Here is a 22,808-nt window from a genome sequence, read left to right on the forward strand (position 1 = left end):
CAAGAGCATGTCTGGCATTTCCATCAACGCACTCGACATCCGGCTGGGCGGCACCGCCATCATCAGCCAGCTCGATCTGCAGGTTCAGGCGGGCGAATTCCTCGTCTTGCTGGGGCCTTCGGGTTGCGGCAAGTCCACGCTCTTGCACAGCATCGCCGGCTTCATCGAAGTGAGCTCGGGAAGCATCGCCATCGGTGGCCAAGATGTCACCTGGGCCGACCCCAAGGATCGCGGCATCGGCATGGTTTTCCAGTCCTATGCCCTGTATCCGACCATGACGGTCGAGAAGAACATGGCCTTCGGACCGAAGATCGCAGGCGTGCCCAGGGCTGAGATCAAGAAGCGGGTAGACCGCGTCGCCGGCATGCTGCATCTCGAAGAGTTGCTGCAGCGCAAGCCGGCCAATCTGTCTGGCGGCCAACGTCAGCGTGTGGCCATCGGCCGAGCCCTGGTTCGCGAGGCCGAGGTGCTGCTGTTCGACGAACCCCTGTCCAACCTCGACGCCAAGCTCCGCTCGGTCCTGCGCCGCGAACTCAAGGAGTTGCACGCCAAGCTCGGTGCCACCATGGTCTACGTCACCCACGACCAGGTCGAGGCCATGACCCTGGCCAACCGCATCGCGGTGATGCGCAACGGCGCGATCCAGCAGATCGACACGCCCGCCGCTGTGTACGGCAAGCCAGCCAATGTCTATGTCGCGGGCTTCCTCGGTTCGCCGACCATGAACTTCATCAAGGGCCAGCTCAAGCGCGACACCGCCGGCTGGCGCTTCGTCCATCCACGGCTGCAACTGGACCTGAGCGGCTATGAGTTCGCCAGCGCGCCCCAAGCCGGCCAGCCGGTCATCATGGGTGTGCGTCCGGAGGACATCACGGTTCAGACAAGCCCCGGGGGCAGCTTCGCCTCCGAGGTGCGCCTGGTCGAACCGATGGGTTCCAACCAGGTTCTGTGGCTGGCTCTGCAGGATCTTGACCTCGGCGTGATCGCCGATGCCACGCTGGTCGCGCCGGCAGGCACCCAGGTCTACGCCAGCATCAACGCGAGCCGGGTTTCGCTGTTTGACGCCGGTACCGAGGAGCGGATCTGAATGAGCCGCAACGCACTCTTCGATCTGCCCAGCAAGTTCTTCATTGGCGTCAACTACTGGGCCTCGCATGCCGGCACCATGATGTGGTCCGACTGGCGCGCGGAGCAGGTCGACCTGGATCTGCAACGTCTGGCTGCGGCCGGCATCGACCTCATCCGGGTGTTTCCTCTGTGGCCCGATTTTCAGCCCATTCACAGCCTCTACGGCGGCGAAGGCGGGCATGCCGGCTACCGCTTCGGCGACCAACGACTGCCCGATGACGAAGCCGGCCGCGCGGGCATGTCCATGCTGATGATGGCGCGTTTCGCGGAGCTCTGCGCCATCGCCGACAAACACGGCATCAAGCTGGTCATCGGCCTGATCACCGGCTGGATGAGCGGGCGCTTGTTCGTGCCGCCGGCGCTTGCCGGCAAGGGTATCCTGACCGACCCCGACTCGATTCGCTGGCAGGTTCGCTTCGTGTCCTACTTCGTCAAGACGACCAAGAAGCAGAGCGCCATCATTGCCTGGGATCTCGGCAATGAGTGCAATGTCATGGAGAAAGTCCAGAGCCCGCAGCAGGCTTATGTCTGGACCGCCGCGCTGGCCAATGCGATCAAGGCACAGGACGGCTCGCGCCCACTGTTGTCGGGCATGCACTCCCTGGCCCCAAAGGGCTGCTGGACCATGCAGGACCAGGGCGAGCTGACCGACATCCTGACCACCCATCCCTATCCCCTGTGGACGCCGTATCTCGACTACGACCCGCTGACCACGATGCGGCCCTCCCTGCATGCCACGGTGGAGAGCTTGTTCTACAGCCAGCTCGGCGGCAAGCCCTGCTTTGCGGAGGAAATGGGCACGATGGGCCCGATGGTCTGCAGCGAAACCGTGGCCGGGGCATTCGCACGCACCAGCCTTTGGTCGCAATGGGCCCACGGCCTGCCCGGCATGATGTGGTGGTGTGCCTACGACCAGACTCGCCTGCAGACCGCCCCTTACGATTGGACCGCTTGTGAGGGCGAACTGGGTCTGTTGACCGAGGATGGGCGGGTCAAGCCGGCGTTGCAGCAGATGGATCGGGTCAAGCGCCAAGTTGCCGCCCTGCCCGAGCTTCCGCCGCGCTGGGTCGAGGCAGTCTGCGTGCTCAACAGCGCGCAAGACCATTGGGCGGTGGCCCTGGGCGCCTTCATGCTGGCCAAGCAGGCCGGCTTCGATGTCGACTTCCGCTTCGAAGACCAGCCCCTGCCCGATGCCGACTTCTACCTGCTTCCCTGTGTCACAGGTCCGGCCGGCGTGCCCAAGCAGCGCTGGGAACAATTGCTGGCCAAGGTGCGCACCGGCGCCACGCTCTATCTGTCCTCCAACGACGGCTACATGCTCAACTTCGCCGAGCTGACCGGGCTGCGGGTCGAGAACCGCAGCCGCCGCGCCGGCGCGGTGGCCGTGCGACTTAAGGGTGAGCAAGGGCCGGTGCTGCTGAACCTGAGCGCCGCCTTCAAGCTCGACTTCAGCGTCGAGCGAGCTGAAGTGCTGGCCAGCGAACCAGACGGCAATGCGGTACTGACCCGTGCGACCTATGGCGAGGGTCAGGTCTACTTCTGCGCGCTGCCACTCGAACTGAATGTGGTGCAGAAGGAAGGCGTCAGTCATCAGCCAGAAACCTTTCCGCTGTGGCGCATTTACGAGACCATCTCCGCTCTGGCCCGCAGCGCCCGCGCCCTGCAGGTCCAGGAGCCTCATCTGGGCCTGACCGAGCATGTGGTGGATGCGCAGACGCGCATCGCCGTTCTGATCAACTACTCGGAACAGGATCGCGTGACCACGGCACTGCTCAAGCCGGGCTGGACCGTGGACGAGGTATTGCAAGGGCCGAGCTTGCTTGCAAACCTGCTTCGCATTCAGGCCAATGACGTCCTGATCCTGAGGCTGGTCCATCAAGACACTTGATGAGCACGGTACCCAACCTCAACGACGGCTCGGGAAAAGACCCGACCCTGCGCATCTACATCAGCATGGGCAATGTCGAAACCTTGCCCGGCGACTCGGCCGGCCCCAGGGGCAGCCCCGAGGAACAGCTTGTCGCCATTCGCGCCGTCGGCTACCAGGGCATCCAGGGCGAACATCCGGCCCTGTGCCGCAGCCTGGGCCTGGGCTGCGCGGCCAGCGCCCGCTACAACCTGCCGACCGAAGTGGCCCCTTCGGTGCGCGAACTCAAGGCCGCCGGATATGAAGGCGTCACCGTGCACGCCGGCTGGGGCCATGAGAGCGACCAGGAGGTCGACGCCCTGGTCCGCGAGATCATCGCAGTGGCCAGCGGCGAGAACTTTCCCATCTATATCGAAACCCATCGCGCCACGATCACGCAGGACAGTTGGCGCACCGTCAAGATGGTTGAGCGTCACCCCGACGTGCGCTTCAATGCCGACTTCAGCCACTGGTACACCGGGCTGGAGATGGTCTACGGCGACCTTCAGAAGCGCTTTGAGTTCATCGCGCCGGTGCTGGAGCGGGTGCGCTTCATCCACGGCCGCATGGGCAACAGCGGCCACATCCAGCTGCCTCTGGATGAACCCAGCATGGCCGTCGCCGCGCCCCACTTCCTCGATATGTGGACCCGCGCGCTGCGCGGTTTCCTGCGCAGCGCGTCCTCGGGCGACTACATTGTGTTCGCGCCCGAGTTGCTGCACCCCGAGATCAACTATGCCCGCACCTTCGTGAACGCTGCGGGTGAGCGGGTCGAGGAAAGTGATCGATGGCTGGAGGCGCTGCGCTACAAGGCCCTCATCGAAGGCTGCTTCGCCGCAGCCAAGCAATGATTTCAAACGAGCGGGTTTTCGTTTTCTACCAAACCCAGGCAAAGCCTTTGCGCAGTCACGGGCCCCTCATCCATACTCGTTGAAGCACTGCAGGACAAGGCCAGTTGGCCATCCTGTGCAACTCCAGATCACAGCCGCCAAGGCTGGCCGCCCATCACCGACATGCCGATCAAGCCCAAACTCCGTCCCTTTCCCAGCCACTTCGCTTGGGGCTTTGCCGCCGCTGCGCCGCAGATTGAAGGCGCCGCCTATACCGACGGCAAGGGTCCGTCGGTCTGGGACACCTTCGCCCGCATCCCCGGCAAGGTCGCCAATGGCGACACCCTCGATGTGGCCTGCGACCACTACCACCGCTACCCTGAAGATCTGGCGATGATGGCCGCACTGGGCGCCAAGCACTACCGCCTGTCGATCGCATGGCCTCGCATCTTCAGCCGGGGCCATGGCGAGGTGAATCAGAAGGGCATCGACTTCTACAACCGCCTGATCGACAAGGCGCTGGAACTCGGCCTTACCCCTTGGGTCACGATGTACCACTGGGACACGCCGCAGGGCATTGAAGACGACTTCGGCGGCTGGCGCAACCGTGACACCGTCAAGGCCTTCGGCGTCTACGCCGACACCATCGTCAAGGCCTTCGGCGACCGCGTGAAGCACTGGATCACGCTCAACGAAATCATTTGCTTCACCCGCATGAGCTACGGCACGGGCCAGCGCGGTCCTGGCCTGATGCTGCCCGAGCAGGTGGTCAACCAGACCTACCACCACGCCATGATGGCCCATGGCGAAGGTGTGCGCGCGGTGCGCCAGCATGGCGGACCGGGAGCCAGGGTCGGCCTGACCGACTGCTCCGAGGCCTTCATTCCATTGAGCGAAACCCCGGCCGACATCGAGGCGGCTCGCAGGGTCTTCGTGCATGAGAACGGCCGTGTGCTGGAGCCGATGTACACCGGCCGCTATGCCCCCGAGTTCCTGGCCTCGCTCGGCGCCGACGCGCCCCATATGGAGCCTGGCGATCTCGAGTTGATCAGCCAGGCCACAGATTTCCTCGGCCTGAACGTATACCGCGGCCGCTTCGTGCGCGCCGGCGCCGACGGCAAGCCCGAGATCCTGCCCTTCCCGCCCAACTACCCCGCAGCCGACGCCGAATGGCTCACCCACACGCCGCAGTCCATCTACTGGGCGCCGCGCATGGCGGCCGAGATCTACGGCGTCGAGTCCATCGCCATCACCGAGAACGGCGCCGGCTACAACGATCTGCCGCCGGTCAATGGCGAGGTGCTGGACCTGCACCGCCGCGACTACCTGCGCAACTATCTGCGTGAGTTGCAGCGTGCCATCGATGACGGCGTGCCGGTCGACGCCTATTTCCTGTGGTCCTTCATGGACAACTTCGAATGGGCCGACGGCTACCAGCGCCGTTTCGGCGTGGTCTACACGAACTACGAAACCCAGGAGCGCACGCCCAAGGCCAGCGCCAAGTGGTACTCGCAGGTGATGGCCGCCAACGCCATCGTCTGAGCCGCCTGCACCGTGGAGCACGCCTTGCATTCGAACTCATCTCAATCGATTCTTCCGCAGGACGCGGACCGGGCGGTGCTGGTCGGCCGCGTGTGGCGCCCAGCGCCGGTGAACGGGCCCTCGGTCGTGGCACTGCGCGGCGGCGAGGTGTTCGACATCACGGCCCATGCGCCAACTATGGCCGACCTGCTCGACGCCCCCGACGCGCTGCGCATCGCGCGCGAGGCGCCGGGCGAGTCGCTAGGCCCGGTGGCCGCCTTGATCGCCCAGGCGCTGAAGCCCGGGCATGATGCTGGCCTGCCGCGGCTGCTGGCACCGAACGACGTGCAAGCGATCAAGGCCTGCGGCGTGACCTTCGCGGTGAGCCTGCTGGAGCGGGTGATCGAGGAACAGGCCGGTGGCGACGCCCAGCGCGCCGAGACCCTGCGCGGAGAAATCCTGGCCACGCTAGGCGCCGACCTGTCTAGCATCAAGCCCGGCTCGCCGGCCGCACTCAGGCTCAAGGAAGATTTGATCCGACGCGGCGCCTGGTCACAGTACATGGAGGTGGGCATTGGTCCATTTGCCGAGGTGTTCTCCAAGTCGCAGCCGATGTCGGCCCTGGGCCTGGGCGCCCCCGTCGGCCTGCACCCCGAGTCGAAGTGGAACAACCCCGAGCCCGAGATCGTGCTGGCCATCAACGGTCGCCAAGAGGTCGTCGGCGCCGCGCTGGGCAATGATGTCAACCTGCGCGACATCGAAGGCCGCAGCGCGCTGCTGCTGGGCAAGGCCAAGGACAACAACGGCTCCTGCGCCATCGGCCCCTTCATTCGCCTGTTCGACGGCGAGCATTTCACGCTCGACACGGTGCGCGAGGCCGAGGTGCGCCTGCTGATCGAAGGCGCGGACGATGACTTCCGCCTCGACGGCATCAGCCGCATGCGCGAGATCAGCCGCGACCCGCTCGATCTCGTGGGCCAGACGGCCGGTGCTCATCACCAGTACCCCGACGGTTTCATGCTCTTCCTCGGCACCATGTTCTCGCCGATCAAGGACCGCGACGGCGCCGGCGGAGGCTTCACCCATCACCTAGGCGACCGCGTCAGCATCTCCAGCCCGGCGCTCGGCGCGCTGGTCAACGAGGTGCAACTCAGCACCGAGATCGCGCCCTGGACCTTCGGCGTGCGCGCGCTCTACAGCAACCTGGCCCGCCGCAATCTGCTCAGCACTTCGGCTTGAGCGGGCCAACCGCCCTTCACGACACCCCCGCAGCCACCATGCCGACACCTTTTTCCTACGCCCTCTATCCCAGCCTGGCGAACAAGCGCGTGCTGATCACCGGAGGCGGCACCGGCATCGGCTCCACCCTGGTCGAGGCCTTCGCGGGCCAGAGCGCCGAGGTCAGTTTTCTTGACATTTCCGACGAAGCCGCACTGACCCTGCAAGAACGCCTGAGTACGGCCACGCATCCGCCGCGCTTTGTCCACTGCGACCTGACCGACCTCGACGCGCTGGCCCAGACCCTGGCGCAAATCGAACAGCGCAGTGGGCCTGTCGACATCCTGATCAACAACGCGGCCAACGACACCCGCCATGCCATCGAGGCCATCTCGGCCAAGCAGTGGGACGACAGCATCGCCGTCAACCTGCGCCACCAGTTCTTTTGCGCCCAGGCCGTGCTGCCGGGCATGAAGGCGGCCGGCTGCGGCGTGATCCTGAACATGGGGTCGATCTCCTGGCACCGCGCCCTGCCCGATCTGGCCCTGTACATGACGGCCAAGGCCGCCATCGAAGGCCTGACCCGCGGCATGGCCCGCGATCTCGGGCCGCACAACATCCGCGTCAACAGCGTAATTCCCGGCGCGGTGCGCACGCCGCGCCAGACCATGCTGTGGCACACGCCTGAAGAAGAGGCCAAGATCGTCGGCGGCCAATGCCTGAAGCAGCGCGTGGAGCCCGAGGACGTCGCGGCCCTGGTCTTGTTCCTGGCCTCCGACAATGCCGCGCGCTGCACCGGCCGTGAGTACTTTGTCGATGCCGGCTGGTACGGCGCCTGATGTCGACCTCGCCGGAATGCCTGTGGCCACTGGGCGCCGAACTCGGCGAAGGACCGGTCTGGCGTCAAGCCCAATCCCCGGCCGACGCCGCGCTGTACTTTGTTGACATCAAGGGCCGTCAGATTCACCGCTGCGCCGCCGATGGCACGGGCCAGCAGTCCTGGGCTGCGCCGTCGGCCATCGGCTTTGTCCAGCCGCTGGCCGATGGTGATTTCGTGGCCGGTCTGCAGGACGGGCTCTACCGCTTCAGCCCTGGCAGTGGCGACTTCAAAGCGCTGATCGCGGTGGATGCCCACCAGCCGGGCAACCGGCTCAACGATGCCAATGTCGACGCGCAAGGCCGGCTGTGGTTTGGCACCATGGACAACGCCGAGATCGAGCCCAGCGGCTCGCTCTACCGTGTCGGCGCCGACGGCAAGCTGCGGGCCGAGGACTGCGGCTACGTGATCACCAACGGGCCTGCCCAGAGCCCGGACGGCCGCCACCTCTATCACACCGACACGCTGGCGCAAAAGGTCTACGCCTTCGACCTCTCGCCCACCGGCACGCTGTCCAACAAGCGGCTACTGATCACGCTGGAGAACGGTTACCCCGACGGCACGACCGTGGACGCCGAAGGGCATCTGTGGATCTGCCTGTTCGCCGGCCACCGCATCGAACGCTACACGCCCAAGGGTCGCCTGGTGCAGACGGTAGCCATGCCCTGCGCCAACATCACCAAGCTGGCCTTCGGCGGCACCGATCTGCACACTGCCTTCGTGACCACCGCCTGGAAAGGTCTGAGCCCCGCCGAGCGGGTAGCCCAGCCCCTGGCCGGCGGGCTGTTCAGCTTCCGCGTGAACACGCCGGGCCTGCCGGCTCACCCCATCAGCCAAGGATTCAGTTCGTGACCCTGAACAGCAAGCCTCGCCGCTTCCGCTCGCAAGACTGGTTCGACAACCCCGAGCACATCGACATGACCGCGCTCTACCTGGAGCGCTTCATGAACTATGGCATCACGCCGGAAGAGCTGCGCTCGGGCAAGCCCATCATCGGCATCGCCCAAAGCGGCAGCGACATCAGCCCCTGCAACCGCATCCATCTGGAGCTGGCCCAGCGGGTGCGCGAAGGCATCCGAGATGTCGGCGGCATCGCGATGGAATTCCCCTTGCATCCGATCTTCGAGAACTGCCGCCGCCCCACCGCCGCCATCGACCGCAACCTCGCGTATCTGGGCCTGATCGAGATCCTGCACGGCTATCCGATCGACGCGGTGGTGCTGACCACCGGCTGCGACAAGACCACGCCGGCGCAGCTGATGGCTGCGGCGGCCGTCGACATCCCGGCCATCGTGCTCTCAGGCGGACCGATGCTGGACGGTTGGTTCGAGGGCGAGCTGGCGGGCTCCGGTGCTGCGGTCTGGAAGGGTCGGCGCCTGCTGGCCGAGGGCAAAATAGACAATGAGAAGTTCCTGCAGATCGCCGCCGCCTCGGCGCCCTCCGCCGGCCACTGCAACACCATGGGCACGGCCTCGACGATGAACGCGATCGCCGAGGCGCTGGGCATGTCGCTGACCGGCTGCTCCGCCATCCCTGCGCCCTACCGCGAGCGCGGGCAGATGGCCTACCGCACCGGCAGGCGCATCGTCGAGATGGCCCATGAGGATCTGCGGCCCTCGCAGATCCTGACGCGCGAGGCCTTCCTCGACGCCATCGTCGTCAACGCGGCCATCGGCGGCTCCACCAATGCCCAGCCCCACATCATGGCGATGGCGCGCCATGCCGGTGTGGAGCTGAAGTCCAGCGACTGGATGGACTACGGCCACAAGGTGCCACTGCTGCTGAACATGCAACCCGCCGGCAAGTTCCTCGGCGAGCGCTTCCACCGCGCCGGCGGCGTACCGGCAGTGATGTGGGAACTGCAGCAGGTCGGCCTGCTGAGCGCGGAGCGCAAGACGGTGACGGGCCAGAGCATGGCCGCCAATCTGCAGGGCTGCGAGACCACTGACCGCGAGGTCATCTACCCCTTCGCTGCGCCCTTGAAGGAGAACGCCGGCTTCTTTGTGCTGTCGGGCAATCTGTTCGACTTCGCCATCATGAAGACCAGCGTGATCTCGCCCGAGTTCCGCGCCCGCTACCTCAGCGAGCCAGGCCGCGAGAACATCTTCGAGAGCCGCGCCATTGTGTTCGACGGTTCCAACGATTACCACGCCCGCATCAACGACCCGGCCCTGGCCATCGACGAGCGCTGCATGCTGGTGATACGCGGCGCGGGCCCGGTAGGCTGGCCCGGCTCGGCCGAGGTGGTCAATATGCAGCCGCCCGACGCCCTGCTCAAGCGCGGCATCATGAGCCTGCCCACGCTCGGCGATGGCCGCCAGTCGGGCACCTCGGACAGCCCGTCCATCCTCAACGCCTCGCCCGAAAGCGCGGTCGGTGGTGGCCTCGCACTGCTGCGCACCGGCGACATCATTCGCGTGGACCTCAATGCCGGCCGCTGCGACATGCTGGTCGGCGAGCAAGACCTGGCCCTGCGCCGCAGCGAGCCCGCACCGCCGGTCCCGGCCAGCCAGACCCCCTGGCAGGAGCTCTACCGAGCCACGGTCGGCCAACTCGAGACGGGGGCCTGCATGGAGCTGGCCGTACCCTACCGCAGCATCGCCGAGAAGATGCCGCGCCACAACCACTGAGCTGACAACAGCGCATACCAATGTACAAGAACCTCATCAACGGCGAGTGGCTGGAAGGTGCACGCGTCTCTCGAAACATCAACCCATCGGACACGCGCGACCTCGTCGGCGAGTTCGCTCAAGCAGACGCAGACCAGGCCCGCGAGGCCGTGGCCGCTGCACGCGCAGCCTTCCCGGCCTGGTCGCTGAGCACGCCGCAGCAGCGCTTCGATGTGCTGGACGCGGCCGGCGCCGAGATCCTGGCGCGCCGCGCCGAACTCGGCGATCTGCTGGCCCGTGAGGAAGGCAAGACCTTGCCTGAGGCTATTGGCGAGGTCACCCGCGCCGGCAACATCTTCAAGTTCTTCGCCGGCGAGGCCCTGAGGGTCGGCGGCGATGTGATTCCCTCGGTGCGGCCCGGAGTCGGCGTCGAGGTCACGCGCGAAGCGCTAGGCGTCATCGGCCTGATCACGCCCTGGAACTTTCCCATCGCCATTCCGGCCTGGAAGCTGGCCCCTGCGCTGGCCTTCGGCAACACGGTGGTACTGAAGCCGGCCGATCTGGTGCCGGCCTCGGCCTGGCATCTGGCCGACATCCTGCAGCGCGCCGGTCTGCCCAAGGGGGTGTTCAATCTGGTAATGGGTCGCGGCGCCGAGGTCGGCGCAGTGCTGCTCGACGACAAGCGGGTGGATGCGATCAGCTTCACCGGATCGGTCGGCACCGGCCAGAAGGTGGCCGCTGCCTGCGTGGCGCGGCTGGCCAAGTTCCAGCTCGAGATGGGTGGCAAAAACCCCTTCGTCGTGCTCGACGATGCTGATCTGGACATCGCCGTCGGAGCCGCGCTGAACAGCGGCTTCTTCTCGACCGGCCAGCGCTGCACCGCCTCCTCGCGGGTCATCGTCACCGACGGCATCCACGACCGTTTCGTCGCAGCGCTGGCCGAGAAGATGAAGACCCTGAAGGTCGGCGATGCCCGGGCCAAGGGCGTCGACATCGGCCCCGTCGTGGACGACCGGCAGCTCGCGCAGGACCTCGACTACATCGCCATCGGCCGGGCCGAAGGCGCCAAGCTCGTGGCCGGCGGCGAGGCCCTGAGCCACAACGCAGACGGCGCCCCGGGCTACTACCTGACACCGGCCCTGTTCGCCGAGGCGAGGCCCGAGATGCGCATCAGCCGCGAGGAAATCTTCGGCCCGGTGGTCAGTGTGCTGCGCGTGAAGAGCTATGAGGAAGCGCTGGCCCTGGCCAATGACACGCCCTTCGGCCTGGCCAGCGGCATCGCCACCACCTCGCTCAAGCACGCCACCCACTTCAAGCGCCATGCCCAGGCCGGCATGGTGATGGTCAACCTGCCCACCGCCGGGGTCGACTATCACGTGCCCTTCGGCGGTCGCAAGGAATCGAGCTACGGCTCGCGCGAACAGGGCAAATACGCAGCCGAGTTCTACACCACGGTCAAGACCGCCTACACCCAGGCCTGAACACCGCCATCAGCACCTGCAGGGCCGCGCTCGGCCGCTACGCGGTATGCCGTGCCTCGGTCGTGCTGGTCATTCGAGCTTGATGGGCCGGCGCTTGGCCAGCGCCACGCGCAACTTGGCGACCATGTCCGGTGCCAGATCGTTGCGGACATAGAGCATGGCTGGCCGCTGGCCGACGAGAATCTCGGCACCGAGACGATGACGTTCAATGCTTGCCATTGCGCTGTAGTGATGCAGCACATCGCGGGTCAGGCACAAGCCATCCAGCCGGCCCAGAGCCAGCATGCGCAAGGCGCTTTCAAAGCTGCTGACGTCGGTCAATCGCAAATGCAGGTCGACGCGCTGCGCCAGATCCTGGCAGCCGCCACGCGCGCGACCAATCAGTGCACCCTGCAGTTGCGGCAAGTCCGTTGCGGAACTACCGGGGCGCATCACCACCAAGGATTCAACCCACACCACAGGCCCCAGCGGACGGGACACGGCTGCGAGTGCATCTGTAGAAAAACCGATGGTCAGTTCGACCTCGCCTTGAGCAAGGGCATGGGGCACCCGGGCGAAGGGCATCAGCGCAATCTCGACCTGAACGCCGGCGCTGGCACCCAACTCTCTCACCAGGTCGACATACAAGCCACGCAACTCCCCTCCCTCGCGTTGGGCATAGGGGGCGACCTCGAAGAGTGCCGCCTTGAGCACTGCTTGTGCCGAAACCGAAGAGGCCCACAGCAGCATGCAGGTCAGGGCAACACGGGGCAGCAGATGACGCATGACCGGCATCGTACCCATTCCAGAGTGCAGCGCGAACTCGCCGTCGTTCGATAGCGTGAGCTACCTCGCCCGATCATCTTCGGCGAGACGATCCGGCGTTTAACGCAATACGCCTTGGCGGTTCTCGCAATTGCCCGCGTCGGGCTCGAAATCGAGAATCCAGGCATCGTCGACCGGCGAGAGTACTGGACGCATATTGAACCGCCTGAACCGGATTCGATCCGGCTGCCAGCGCCCTCGTCCTCTCACCCCTTGGCTCGAGTCGGTTCGCACGAACCCACCACCATGCCAGAAGACTCCGTGCAAGACCTCGCGCCCGATTCTTCAAGCCTTGCTGACCGCTACGCACCGGCCCAGGTCTTTTCCCTGAGCAATGCAGCCGGCCTGCGCATCGCAGTGATGGACTACGGCGCAACCTGGCTGTCCTGCACACTGCCATTGCCTGATGGCGGCCGCCGTGAGCTGCTGCTGGGCTGTGCAGACCTGGCCGAGTACCAGCGCCAAACCTACTACCTCGGCGCAACAATTGGTCGCTTCACCAACCGCATCCGCGATGCCCGCTTTGAGCTGGACGGGCGTGAAGTGCAGTTGCTGCCCAATGTTGGCACGCATCAGTTGCACGGCGGCCCCGACAGCTTTGATCGGCGCGTCTGGCAGCCAAAGCTTCACGAGGAACGACGTCTGCTGCTGAGCCTGGTCTCGCCCGACGGCGACCAGGGCTACCCGGGCGAGCTGCAGGCGCACGTCAGCTACGAACTCGGCGACGACCTTTCCATGACGATATGTTTCGAGGCCCGCTGCAGCGCGCCCTGCCCAGTGGGATTGACCCATCACGCTTACTTCAATCTCGATGGCGATCGGGGCGGCGACACCGGCTCGGCCTTGCGGCAGCGACTGAGAGTGGCAGCCGACCAGTGGCTGCCGGTCGATGGGCAAATGCAGCCCGCCGCAGAGCTCGCACCGGTCGAGGGCACCGGCTTCGATCTGCGCGAGGGTCGGTCACTGTTCGAGACCATCGCTGCGGATCCACTGCTCCGCTGCGCCGGGGGGCTGGACCACAGCTTGGCCCTGAACGACGGCGCCTGCGCTGCCGAGCTGAGCTCATACGACGGCCGGGTGCGCATGCACCTGAGCACCGACCAGCCCGCGCTTCAGGTCTTCACCGGCCAGGGACTGGCCGGCATTCTCGCCCGCGACGGCCGGCCCTATCCGGACTATGCCGGTATCGCGCTGGAGCCCCAGTTCCATCCGGGCAGCCCCAGCCATGCGCCACGCCCCCCTCGGTGGCCCGACTGCATCCTGCGCCCCGGCACGATCTGGCGCAGCCAGAGCCGCTTCCAGTTCTTCGTCGCCTGATTCCTCCCATGTCGTCTTCGCCTCGTCTGTTCGGCCTCGCCTGGCCCTTGATGGTCGAGCTGTTGCTGGCCATTGCTTTGGGCTTGGTGGGCACCGGGCTGGCCGCCCAGGTGTCGGACGCTGCCGGCGGTGCGTTCTCACTGGCCAACCAGATCTCGGCCGCGCTGTTTGTGCTTTTCCGCGTGATCGGCGCCGGCGTGAGCGTTGTGGTCACGCAGAACCTCGGCGGCGGTCGCCGCGACGAGGCCGACCGCGTGGCCCTCGCCGTACTCGGTGCCAGCAGCTGGCTGGGCCTGTTCACCGGGCTGCTGTCCCTGCTGTTCGCCGGGCCGTTGATGCGCCTGATGCAAAGCCCACCGGAGGTGTTGCCGATCGCCACGCCGTTCTTGATGGCCATGGCGCCGGCCCTGCTGCTAGATGCGTGGAATGCCTCTATGGCGGCAGTGATGCGAGCCCACCTACGCACCCGCGACACCCTGCTGGTGCTGGTGCTGATGCATCTGTGCCATCTTCTGCTGGCCGTCCCGCTGATGCGCGGCTGGGGGCCGCTGCCGGCCCTGGGCCTGCCAGGCTTCGCACTAGCGCTGGCCCTCAGCCGGGCCCTAGGCCTAGCCTTGCATCTGGCACTGTGGGCCAAGACCCTGCAGCTGCAGCTGCGGCCGCAGCGCAGCGACTGGTGGCGGCTGCCGCGTCGCCAGCTCGCCGACGTCCTGCATATCGGCCTGCCCGGCGCGGCCGAGAACATCGCGCACCGGCTGTGCTTCATGGTCACAGTCGCCGTCGCCGCCCAGTTGGGCACCCAGGCCCTGGCCACCCATGCCTATGTGCTGCAGTTGCAGGGCGTCGTGATCATGTTCAGCCTGTCGATCAGCTTTGCGGTGGAGATCATGGTGGGGCATCTGGTCGGCGCGGGCCGCCTGCACACGGCGCACCAGCTGGTGCGCCGGGCCCTGCTGACAGGGCTGGCCGTCAGCGTGGTGCTGGCAGCGCTGGCGGCCCTGGCCACCCCCTGGCTGCTGAGCGGCTTCACCAGCGATCCGGCCATCGTCAGCAGCGGCCAGACGCTGATGTGGATCACGGTCCTCGTGGAAGCCGGCCGCACCTTCAATCTGGTCCTCATCAACGGCCTGCGCGCGGCAGGCGATGCCCGCTATCCGATGTATGTCGGCGCCGTCTCGATGCCGGCGGTGATGGCAGGCGGCGGCTGGCTGCTGGCCGGGCCGCTGGGTTGGGGCCTGGTGGGGCTGTGGCTGGCCTACGCTGCCGATGAGTGGCTGCGTGGCCTCCTAATGTGGCGACGCTGGCTCCGACTGGGATGGGTGCCACATGCGCGCGGTGTGCGCCGGCGCATGCGCCTGCCGGTGCTGCCGCTGTCAGGCCGACCGGGCTGAGGACTCAGCAAACATGATCCCGCTTGGCGGGTTTCACAATTGCCCGCAGCCTGAACCGAGGGCAGGATCTCGACGCCCCGCCGCCAAACGCGCCCGGCCTGGTCTTGATGCCACGCCTTGTTAAGAACGATTCAGGAGACCCGCCTTGATGTCTGACGACGCTCCCGCCCACCGCCTCGGGCTGGCGCTGTGCCGCCTCGGCAGCGCCCTGGTCGGGACCCTCACGTTGGCAACGGCGGCCTGGGCAACTCCGCCAGACAAATCCAGGCTCGACCTGGTCGACCCCTTTCTTGGTACTTCGGGCGACGGCAATGTTTTCCCCGGCGTCAGCCTGCCCTTCGGTTTCATCCAGGTCAGCCCCGACACCGGCCCTGGCAGCGGCGCCGCCGGCTACAAGTTTCACAAGCCGATCCGTGGCTTCTCGCAGCAGCATATCTCGGGCATGGGGGGCCCGCTGTATGGCCATATCGCGCTGCTGCCGATCACCGGTGATCTCGGCCAGCCGTCCCAACTGGTCTCCAGCGGCAAGTCCGAAGAGGCAGCCGGCCCGGGCTACTACCAGGTGCGGCTCGCGCCCTGGGACGTCAAGGTCGCCCTGACCGCCACCCGCCATGTGGCCCTGCACCGCCACACCTTCCCGGTCCACGCCGAGTCGCGCGTGGTGATCAATGTCGGCCATGTGCTGTACGGCACCGAGAAAAGCTGGTCATCGGCTCAGCCTGTTGGCGGCGAGCTGCGCGTTGATGCGGCCCGCCGCGAGGTCACGGGGCACATGACCTACCAAGGCGCCCGCAGCAGCAAGCGCAGCTGGAAGGTCTACTTCGTCGCCCAGCTCGACACCGCGCCCGAGAGCTTCGGCAGCTGGGACGACAGCGGCAAGCCGCAGGGCGGATCCGGCGCCGTCAATGGCAAGGAGATCGGCGCCTACCTGAACTTCAAGACCACGGCCGGCCAGGTGGTTCACAGCAAGCTGGCCCTGTCCTACCAGAGCCTGGAACAGGCGCGCAGCTATATCCAGCAAGAAGCCCCCGGCTGGGACTTCAACGCAGCCCATGCGCAGGCGCGCGAGGTCTGGAAGACGGCGCTGGACACCATCAGCGTCGAAGGCGGCAGCGAGGACCAGCAGCGCCAGTTCTACACCGCACTGTACCGGCTGCACCTGACCCCCAACGACTGGAGCCGCGAGCGCCCCGCGCGCTACGACGATCAGCCCTACTACGAAAACATCCTTTGCCTTTGGGACACCTTCCGCACCGTCAACCCGCTGCTGACCCTGATCCAGCCCAAGGTGCAGGCCGACATCGTCAACACCCTCCTGAACTACTACAGGTTCGACGGCTGGACCGGTGATGCCCACAGCGCCTACCACTTCGAGCATGTGCAAAACGGCTCCAGCGCTGATGTCGTCATGGCCGACGCCTATGTCAAGAAGCTGCCCGGCATCGACTGGAAGCTGGCCTATCAGGCGATCCGCAAGAATGCTTTCGTCGACCACAACCCGGAGGCCGACTACCGGCCCGAGCATGGGCGCTTCCGCCTCGATGACTATCGCCGCTACGGCTACGTGCCGACCGACATCAGCAGCTACCGGGCCGTGCAGGGCGTGTCGCGCACGCTGGAGTACGTCCACAACGATGCCTCGGTGCTGACGCTGGCGCGCGAGTTCGGCAGCGCCGCCGACGTGGCCGAGCTGGAGCGGCGCCAGCTCTGGTATCGCCATCTTTGGGACCCGAGCGTCAGCTTCATGCGCGGTAAGCGGCGCGACGGCAGCTGGCACACACCCTTTGACCCCGTCAAGGAAGAGACCGGCCCGCAGTATTACGAAGGCCATGCCTGGACCTGGAGCTGGCATGTGCCGCACGATGTGCAGGGCCTGATCAATCTGCTGGGCGGCAACAGGCCCTTCGTCGACAAGCTGAGCAGGGCGGTCGAGCATCACTACGAGGCTTACAACGAGCCCGGCATGCTGCAGACCTTCATGTTCGTCCATGCGGGCCGGCCCGACCTGACCCAGTACTACAGCCGCAAGGCCCTGAGCTATTTCTCCAGCAGGACCGATGGCCTGCCCGGCAACGACGACAGCGCTACCACCTCGGCCTGGCTGATCTGGGCCATGCTGGGCATCTACCCGAATGCCGGCCAAGACTACTACTACATCGGCAGCCCTAGCTTCACCAAGGCCACACTCAAGCTCGGCAACGGCCGCGAGCTGGTGATCAAGGCACCAGCCGCCTCGGTCGACAACAAATACGTCGGCGCCGCCCGCCTCGATGGCAAGACCTGGCCCCAGGCCTGGCTGCGCCACCAGCACATCAGCGCCGGCGCCGAGTTGCATCTGCAGATGCAGAGCCGGCCCGGCGGCTGGGGTGCCTACCGGCCGCCTCCGTCCATCAGCAGCCCCACACAATAATGAAACAAACCATGCTGCGCATCAGCGCCCTCACCGCCTGGCTGCTCGCAGCCGGCGCCCTGGCCCAGACCCAGGCTGTGGTCACACCAAAGCGGGTCTATCTGGCCAATGACGACCACACCGACTTCATGTGGAGCGCTGATGCCAATACCTACCAGAAGGTGTTCATCGATCAACTCGACTTCCACATGAAGCTGGCCGATGAGACCCGCGACCAGCCCGAGCCCTATCGCGCCCGCTTCAACACCGACGGCAACTACTGGCTCTGGACCTATGAGCGGCTGAAGTCACCGGCAGAGTTCGAGCGGCTGATCGGCCGCATCAAGGACGGCACGATCACCTCGCCGCTCAACACCCTGGTCTCAGCCTATGGCGGTCAGCCGGTCGAGGCGGTGCTGCGTGGCATGTACTACCCCGGCCGGCTGGAGCGGCGCCACGGCCTGCGCTTTCGCATCGCCACGGCCACCGAGAACGCGACCCTGCCGCTGGGCCTGGCCTCGCTGTTCGCCGGTTCCGGCGCAAGCTTCACCTTCCGCGGCGTTTGCGGCTGTGTCAGCCACATCTCCAACAAGGTGCTGTTCGACCGGCCCACCGACGTCTACTGGTACACCGGCCATGATGGCCAGCGCCAGCTGATGAAGTGGTACTCGCTGGGTCCGCACGCCGTGGGTACCTATTGGGAAGCCGGCGATCCGGAAAAGGGGCTGGCGTGGCTGGAAAGCGATCCAGGCTTTGCGCGACGCCATGTCGACCCGTTGACCAAGAAGCCTTATGAAGTGATCGGCCTATTTGGCTTCGGTGGCGACGACCTGGCGCGCAAGACCGGCGTAACGCCGCCGCCCGAGATTCCAGCCGTACCCGGCTTGCAGAAAGTGCCGTCATCGCCGCAGATCGACCACTTCCACACGATCGCGCACCGCCTCACCAACAGCCTGCGCCAGGTACGGGTCTCCAACGAGATCGATTACTTCCTCGACATGGAGAAGACCCACGGCGTCAACCTGCCGGCGCGGGCCGTCACCCATGGCAATGAATGGGATCTGTACTCGGCCTCGATGTCCGAGACCTCGGCACGCGTCAAGCGTGCGGTGGAGAAGCTGCGCAGCGCCGAGCTGCTGTCGACCTTGGTGAGCCTGAAGTATCCCGCCTTCATGAAGAATCATGAGGTCGCCCGCGACGAGGCCTTCACCGATCTGGGCCTGTTCTGGGAGCACAACTGGACGGCCGACGGCCCGGTCACGCGCGGCCAGCGCGCCGCCTGGCATGACAAGCTCGCCGCGAATATCGACTACTACGTCAACTCCATCTATGCCGAAGCCATGGTGCGCCTGGGCGGCATGATCCCGCGGCCGTCCAAGACCGCCAACCGCTTCTTCGTGCTCAACCCGCTGGGCTGGACCCGCAGCGAGTTTGTTGACTATCAGCTCAAGGGCCCGCACGACATCCATGTGCGCGACATTGGCACCGGCAAGGACGTGCCCCACCAGATCGTCAACCTGCTGGGCCGTACCCATGTTCGCATCCACGCTCCTGACGTGCCGTCGGCCGGCTACAAGGTGTTCGAGATCCTGCCTGGCCCGGGCAGCGCTGCCACCACCCCGGTCGCCGAGGTCGGGCCCGAGGATGCCCATGGCCGCCGCGTGATCGAGAACGCCGCCGTCAAACTGGTGCTGGCCCGCGACGGCGCACTGATCAGCTTCATCGACAAGAAGCGTGGCGGCGCCGAACTGGCAGCCACCATCGACGGCCTGGCCCTCAACGACTTCGCCGCCAACAGTGAAGCGGGAGAGCCGCTGAAGGTCGAGAACGTCGGCCCGGTGTCGGTCAGCCTGCGCGCCCGCAGCGACGCCGGCCTGCCGCACGGCACCGTGATTACCGTCTACCGCGACAGCGACCGGGTCGACATCCGCAACGAGATCCACAGCAACTTCGGTGATCTCCGCCACTGGTCCTTTGGCTTCAATCTGAAGGCGCCCAAAGTCCACAGCGAAGAGGTGGGCGGCATCAACCTCAACAAGCTGCAGTCCGACGGCGGCGACTACGCCACCAGCCATGCGCGCTATGACTACATCACGCTGAACCACTTCGCCGACATCTCCGCCGGCGACGGCCGGCATGGCATGACGCTGTCAAATGCGGACCTGGCCTTCGCCAAGCTCGGCCGCAGCACTGATGCCAAACTCGACAGCGAAACACCCCAGATCAACGTACTGGCCGGTGGCCAGGTCGATGGACCGTCGCTGGGCATCCAGGATCAGAATGGCGCCAGCCAGTTCCTGCAGCGCTTCGCCCTGCGCGCCCACGGAGGCTATGACTCGGTGGCCGCGATGCGCTTTGCGCTGGAACACCAGAACCCGCTGCAAGCCGGCGCGGTGATCAGTGACGGCCAGAATCTCTGCCCAGCGACCAGCTATTCGCTGCTGCAGGCGAGCGACCCCAGGGTGCTGCTGTGGGCGCTCAAGCCGGCCGAAGATGGCATTGACCATGGCATCGTGGCGCGGCTGTGGAATATGTCGAACGGCCCGGCCACCAGCCAGCTGCGCCTCGCCCCCGCTGTGGCCGGCGCGCATCGCAGCACCCACATCGAAACCGATCTGGAGCCTGTGCCGCTCGCGGCCGACGGCAGTGTGCCGACGCGCTACGCGAAGCAGCAGTTGCAGACCTATCGGATTCAACTCAAGCCGTGAACATCAGCTCCGTGCGCAGGCTCACCCGCCAGACGCTGCTTTCGCTCTGCCTGGTCCTGACGCAGACCAGCCTGAGCGCGCAGTCTCCCAATTTACCCGACCTGGTACTGCCGGTAATGCACAAGGCCGGCGCCATCCTTTCTGTCAAGCCCGACCGCGCCAATTGGATTTATCCACTGGGCGCGCCAGCGAGCTTTCGGATTGCCTTCGACCTCAGTCCCTATCCGGCCGGCGGCGTGCCGATCAGGTACCGACTGGGGCCAGACATGCGTGAAGGTGCGGAGCTTGAGGCCATCGTGCCGGCCGAGGGCTTGAACCTGCACATCGCGGCGCAGAAGGTGCCCGGCTTCGTGCGCTGCCTTGTCAGCGCCCAGTTGGACGGCAGGACGCTAACGGCGCTCGCCACGGCCGGGTTTGCACCTGAGCGCATCAAGGCCACACAGAGCGATCCGGCCGACTTCGATGAATTCTGGAGCCGCCAGAAGGACGCGCTGGCGAAGGTGCCTCTGGACCTGCAGCTGGTGCCGGCGCCGGAGCTGTCCAACGCCAAAGTCGAGGCCTTCTACCTGAGCTTTCAGAACGTCGGAAACTGGGCGGGGCACAGCCGCTTCTATGGCGTGCTGGCGATGCCCCGCACCAGTGCGGAGCATCCGGGGCCTTTCCCCGCGCTGCTGAACGTGCCGGGCGCCGGCGTGCGCCCCTACCGTGGCAACCTGGTGTTGGCTGAGAGAGGCTTCATCACGCTGCAGGTCGGCATCCACGGCATCCCGGTGAACCTGCCACCCGAGGTTTACGAGCAGCTGGCTCGCGGCGCGCTCAGCGAATACCAGCGCAACCAACTCGACGACCGCGACGCCTACTACTACCGCCGCGTCTACCTCGGCGTGCTGCGCGCCACCGAGGTACTGGCAGACCAGGCCAAATGGGATGGCAAGACCCTGATCGTGAGCGGCGGCAGCCAGGGCGGGCAGCTGTCCCTGGTGGCGGCTGTGCTGAACCCCAAGGTCAGCGCAGTGGCGGTCGACTTTCCGGCGTACAGCGATGTGTCTGGCTACTGGCATGGCAGCACCGGTGGCTGGCCAGGACTGTTCCGCACATCGGCCAGCGGCCGGATGTCCGACACCCCGGCCGAGCCCAAGTTGACCACCAGCCGCTATTACGACAGCGTCAACTTCGCACGCCGCCTGACGGTACCGGGTCACTACACCTGGGGCTTTAACGACATGGTCACCCCACCCACCTCGCTCCACGCGGCCTACAACGAGATCACCGCGCCCAAGCGCCTGGTCATCGCCCCGGACATGGCGCACAGCACCTCAAATGTGCAATTCACCCTTCGCACCAACTGGATGCTTCAGCAAGCCGGCCTGACGCATCGCCTGACCCCGCACACCCCATGAAATCTTCCCTGCCCGACTTCCGCCTGCGTGCCACCCTGCTCGCGCACATCCAGCACACGCTGGACTTCTACGGCACGCGTTGTGTCGACCCAAGCGGCGGCTTCTTCCACTTCTACAAGGACGATGGCACAGTCTACGATCGCCACACCCGTCACCTGGTCAGCAGCACACGCTTTGTCTTCAACTATGCGATGGCTTACCGCCAGTTCGGGCGCGACGAGGACCTGGCGCGCGTGCGCCACGGGCTGGCCTTCCTGCGCGAGGTGCATCGCAACCCGGTCACTGGCGGCTACGCCTGGCAACTCGACTGGCGCGACAGGCGCAAGACCGTGCAGGACGGCACCAACCACTGCTATGGCCTGGCCTTCGTGCTGCTGGCCAACGCCCATGCGCTTCAGGCCGGTGTGCCCGAGGCGCGCGAGTACCTGCGCGAGACCTTCGAGCTGATGGAGCGGCGCTTCTGGGAGCCGGCGCACGGCCTGTATGCAGACGAGGCCAGCGAGGACTGGTCGGTGCTGACGCCCTACCGCGGCCAGAACGCCAATATGCACGCCTGCGAGGCGTTGATCGCTGCGTTTGAGGCCAGCGGCGAGCGCGACTACCTGCAGCGTGCCGAGACCTTGGCACGTCACATTACACAGCGCCAGGCTGGGCTGTACGGTGGGCTGGTGTGGGAGCACTACCGCCAGGACTGGTCGGTCGACCCCGACTACAACCGCGAAGACAAGACCAATATTTTCCGCCCCTGGGGCTTCCAGCCCGGCCATCTCACCGAATGGGCGAAGCTGCTGCTGATCCTGGAGCGGCACCAGGCAAGCCTGAGCGGCCCGACGGACTGGCTGGCGCCGCTGGCGCAACAGTTCTTCGACGTGGCCCTTGAAAAGGCCTGGGACGCCGAACATGGCGGCATCTGCTACGGCTTTGGGCCCGAGGCGGACAAGTTCCAGATCTGCGATGCCGACAAATACTTCTGGGTGCAGGCCGAAAGCCTAGCCGCCGCCGCCCTGCTGGCTGAGCGTACCGGCGACGCGCAGTACTGGACCTGGTACGACAAGATCTGGGCCTACAGCTGGACCCATTTCGTCGACCACCAGCACGGCGCCTGGTACCGCATCCTGAGCCCCAGCAACGCCAAGCTGACCGACGAGAAAAGCCCCGCCGGCAAGACCGATTACCACACGATGGGCGCCTGCTATGAAGTGCTCAACGTGCTCAAGCGCTGAACTCTC

16 protein-coding genes are annotated in these 22,808 nt (G+C 66.0%); 15 read left to right on the plus strand and 1 reads right to left on the minus strand.

Going from position 1 to position 22,808, the window contains the following annotated elements:
• Positions 1–7: 7 nt before the first annotated feature.
• The 9 genes from O5M90_RS06210 (at position 8) to O5M90_RS06250 (ending at position 11,570) form a co-directional block, all read left to right on the plus strand.
• On the plus strand, positions 8–1,087 hold the full coding sequence (locus O5M90_RS06210) for an ABC transporter ATP-binding protein (RefSeq protein ID WP_269840391.1): 1,080 nt from the start codon (positions 8–10) through the stop codon (positions 1,085–1,087).
• Positions 1,088–3,016, plus strand: coding sequence for a hypothetical protein (locus O5M90_RS06215; RefSeq protein ID WP_269840392.1), 1,929 nt, complete (start codon positions 1,088–1,090; stop codon positions 3,014–3,016). It begins immediately after the preceding gene.
• Entirely contained in the window at positions 3,016–3,885 is an 870-nt protein-coding gene (locus tag O5M90_RS06220) for a sugar phosphate isomerase/epimerase family protein (protein WP_269840393.1), read from the plus strand. Before O5M90_RS06215 ends, O5M90_RS06220 begins: the two co-directional genes overlap by 1 nt.
• 162 nt (positions 3,886–4,047) lie before the next feature.
• Positions 4,048–5,406, plus strand: coding sequence for a GH1 family beta-glucosidase (locus O5M90_RS06225; protein ID WP_269840394.1), 1,359 nt, complete (start codon positions 4,048–4,050; stop codon positions 5,404–5,406).
• 24 nt (positions 5,407–5,430) lie between these two features.
• Positions 5,431–6,624 carry a fumarylacetoacetate hydrolase family protein gene (locus O5M90_RS06230; RefSeq protein ID WP_269840395.1) on the plus strand — a complete coding sequence of 398 codons (1,194 nt, stop codon included), beginning with the start codon at positions 5,431–5,433 and terminating at the stop codon, positions 6,622–6,624.
• Positions 6,625–6,662: 38 nt separating this feature from the next.
• The gene (locus tag O5M90_RS06235) at positions 6,663–7,442 is read left to right on the plus strand and encodes an SDR family NAD(P)-dependent oxidoreductase (protein ID WP_440401881.1); all 780 of its coding nucleotides are present in this window, start codon (positions 6,663–6,665) and stop codon (positions 7,440–7,442) included.
• On the plus strand, positions 7,442–8,332 hold the full coding sequence (locus O5M90_RS06240) for an SMP-30/gluconolactonase/LRE family protein (protein WP_269840397.1): 891 nt from the start codon (positions 7,442–7,444) through the stop codon (positions 8,330–8,332). Before O5M90_RS06235 ends, O5M90_RS06240 begins: the two co-directional genes overlap by 1 nt.
• A 2-nt stretch (positions 8,333–8,334) precedes the next feature.
• The gene (locus tag O5M90_RS06245; RefSeq protein WP_269840433.1) at positions 8,335–10,110 is read left to right on the plus strand and encodes an IlvD/Edd family dehydratase; all 1,776 of its coding nucleotides are present in this window, start codon (positions 8,335–8,337) and stop codon (positions 10,108–10,110) included.
• A gap of 20 nt (positions 10,111–10,130) precedes the next feature.
• Positions 10,131–11,570: an aldehyde dehydrogenase family protein gene (locus O5M90_RS06250; protein ID WP_269840398.1), complete on the plus strand. Its 1,440-nt coding sequence runs from the start codon at positions 10,131–10,133 to the stop codon at positions 11,568–11,570.
• A gap of 69 nt (positions 11,571–11,639) precedes the next feature.
• Here O5M90_RS06250 and O5M90_RS06255 read toward each other — a convergent pair whose 3' ends face one another.
• The gene (locus tag O5M90_RS06255) at positions 11,640–12,335 is read right to left on the minus strand and encodes a substrate-binding periplasmic protein (RefSeq protein ID WP_269840399.1); all 696 of its coding nucleotides are present in this window, start codon (positions 12,333–12,335) and stop codon (positions 11,640–11,642) included.
• 114 nt (positions 12,336–12,449) lie between these two features.
• On the opposite strand from O5M90_RS06255, the gene O5M90_RS06260 reads away from it, so the two are divergent.
• From O5M90_RS06260 to O5M90_RS06285, 6 genes are all read left to right on the plus strand, one after another.
• On the plus strand, positions 12,450–13,691 hold the full coding sequence (locus O5M90_RS06260; RefSeq protein WP_440401882.1) for a galactose-1-epimerase: 1,242 nt from the start codon (positions 12,450–12,452) through the stop codon (positions 13,689–13,691).
• A gap of 8 nt (positions 13,692–13,699) precedes the next feature.
• Complete coding sequence (locus O5M90_RS06265; RefSeq protein ID WP_269840402.1) at positions 13,700–15,082, plus strand: MATE family efflux transporter; 1,383 nt, start codon at positions 13,700–13,702, stop codon at positions 15,080–15,082.
• Between the two features lie 148 nt (positions 15,083–15,230).
• Entirely contained in the window at positions 15,231–17,492 is a 2,262-nt protein-coding gene (locus tag O5M90_RS06270; RefSeq protein ID WP_269840403.1) for a GH92 family glycosyl hydrolase, read from the plus strand.
• Positions 17,492–20,179, plus strand: coding sequence for a glycosyl hydrolase-related protein (locus O5M90_RS06275; RefSeq protein WP_440401883.1), 2,688 nt, complete (start codon positions 17,492–17,494; stop codon positions 20,177–20,179). The genes O5M90_RS06270 and O5M90_RS06275 overlap by 1 nt, the downstream gene beginning before the upstream one ends.
• On the plus strand, positions 20,176–21,579 hold the full coding sequence (locus O5M90_RS06280; protein ID WP_269840405.1) for an acetylxylan esterase: 1,404 nt from the start codon (positions 20,176–20,178) through the stop codon (positions 21,577–21,579). The genes O5M90_RS06275 and O5M90_RS06280 overlap by 4 nt, the downstream gene beginning before the upstream one ends.
• On the plus strand, positions 21,576–22,802 hold the full coding sequence (locus tag O5M90_RS06285) for an AGE family epimerase/isomerase (RefSeq protein ID WP_269840406.1): 1,227 nt from the start codon (positions 21,576–21,578) through the stop codon (positions 22,800–22,802). The genes O5M90_RS06280 and O5M90_RS06285 overlap by 4 nt, the downstream gene beginning before the upstream one ends.
• Positions 22,803–22,808: the final 6 nt, after the last annotated feature.

Source organism: Paucibacter sp. M5-1, from assembly GCF_027498415.2.
In the GTDB taxonomy this organism is placed as follows: Bacteria; Pseudomonadota; Gammaproteobacteria; order Burkholderiales; family Burkholderiaceae_C; genus Roseateles_E.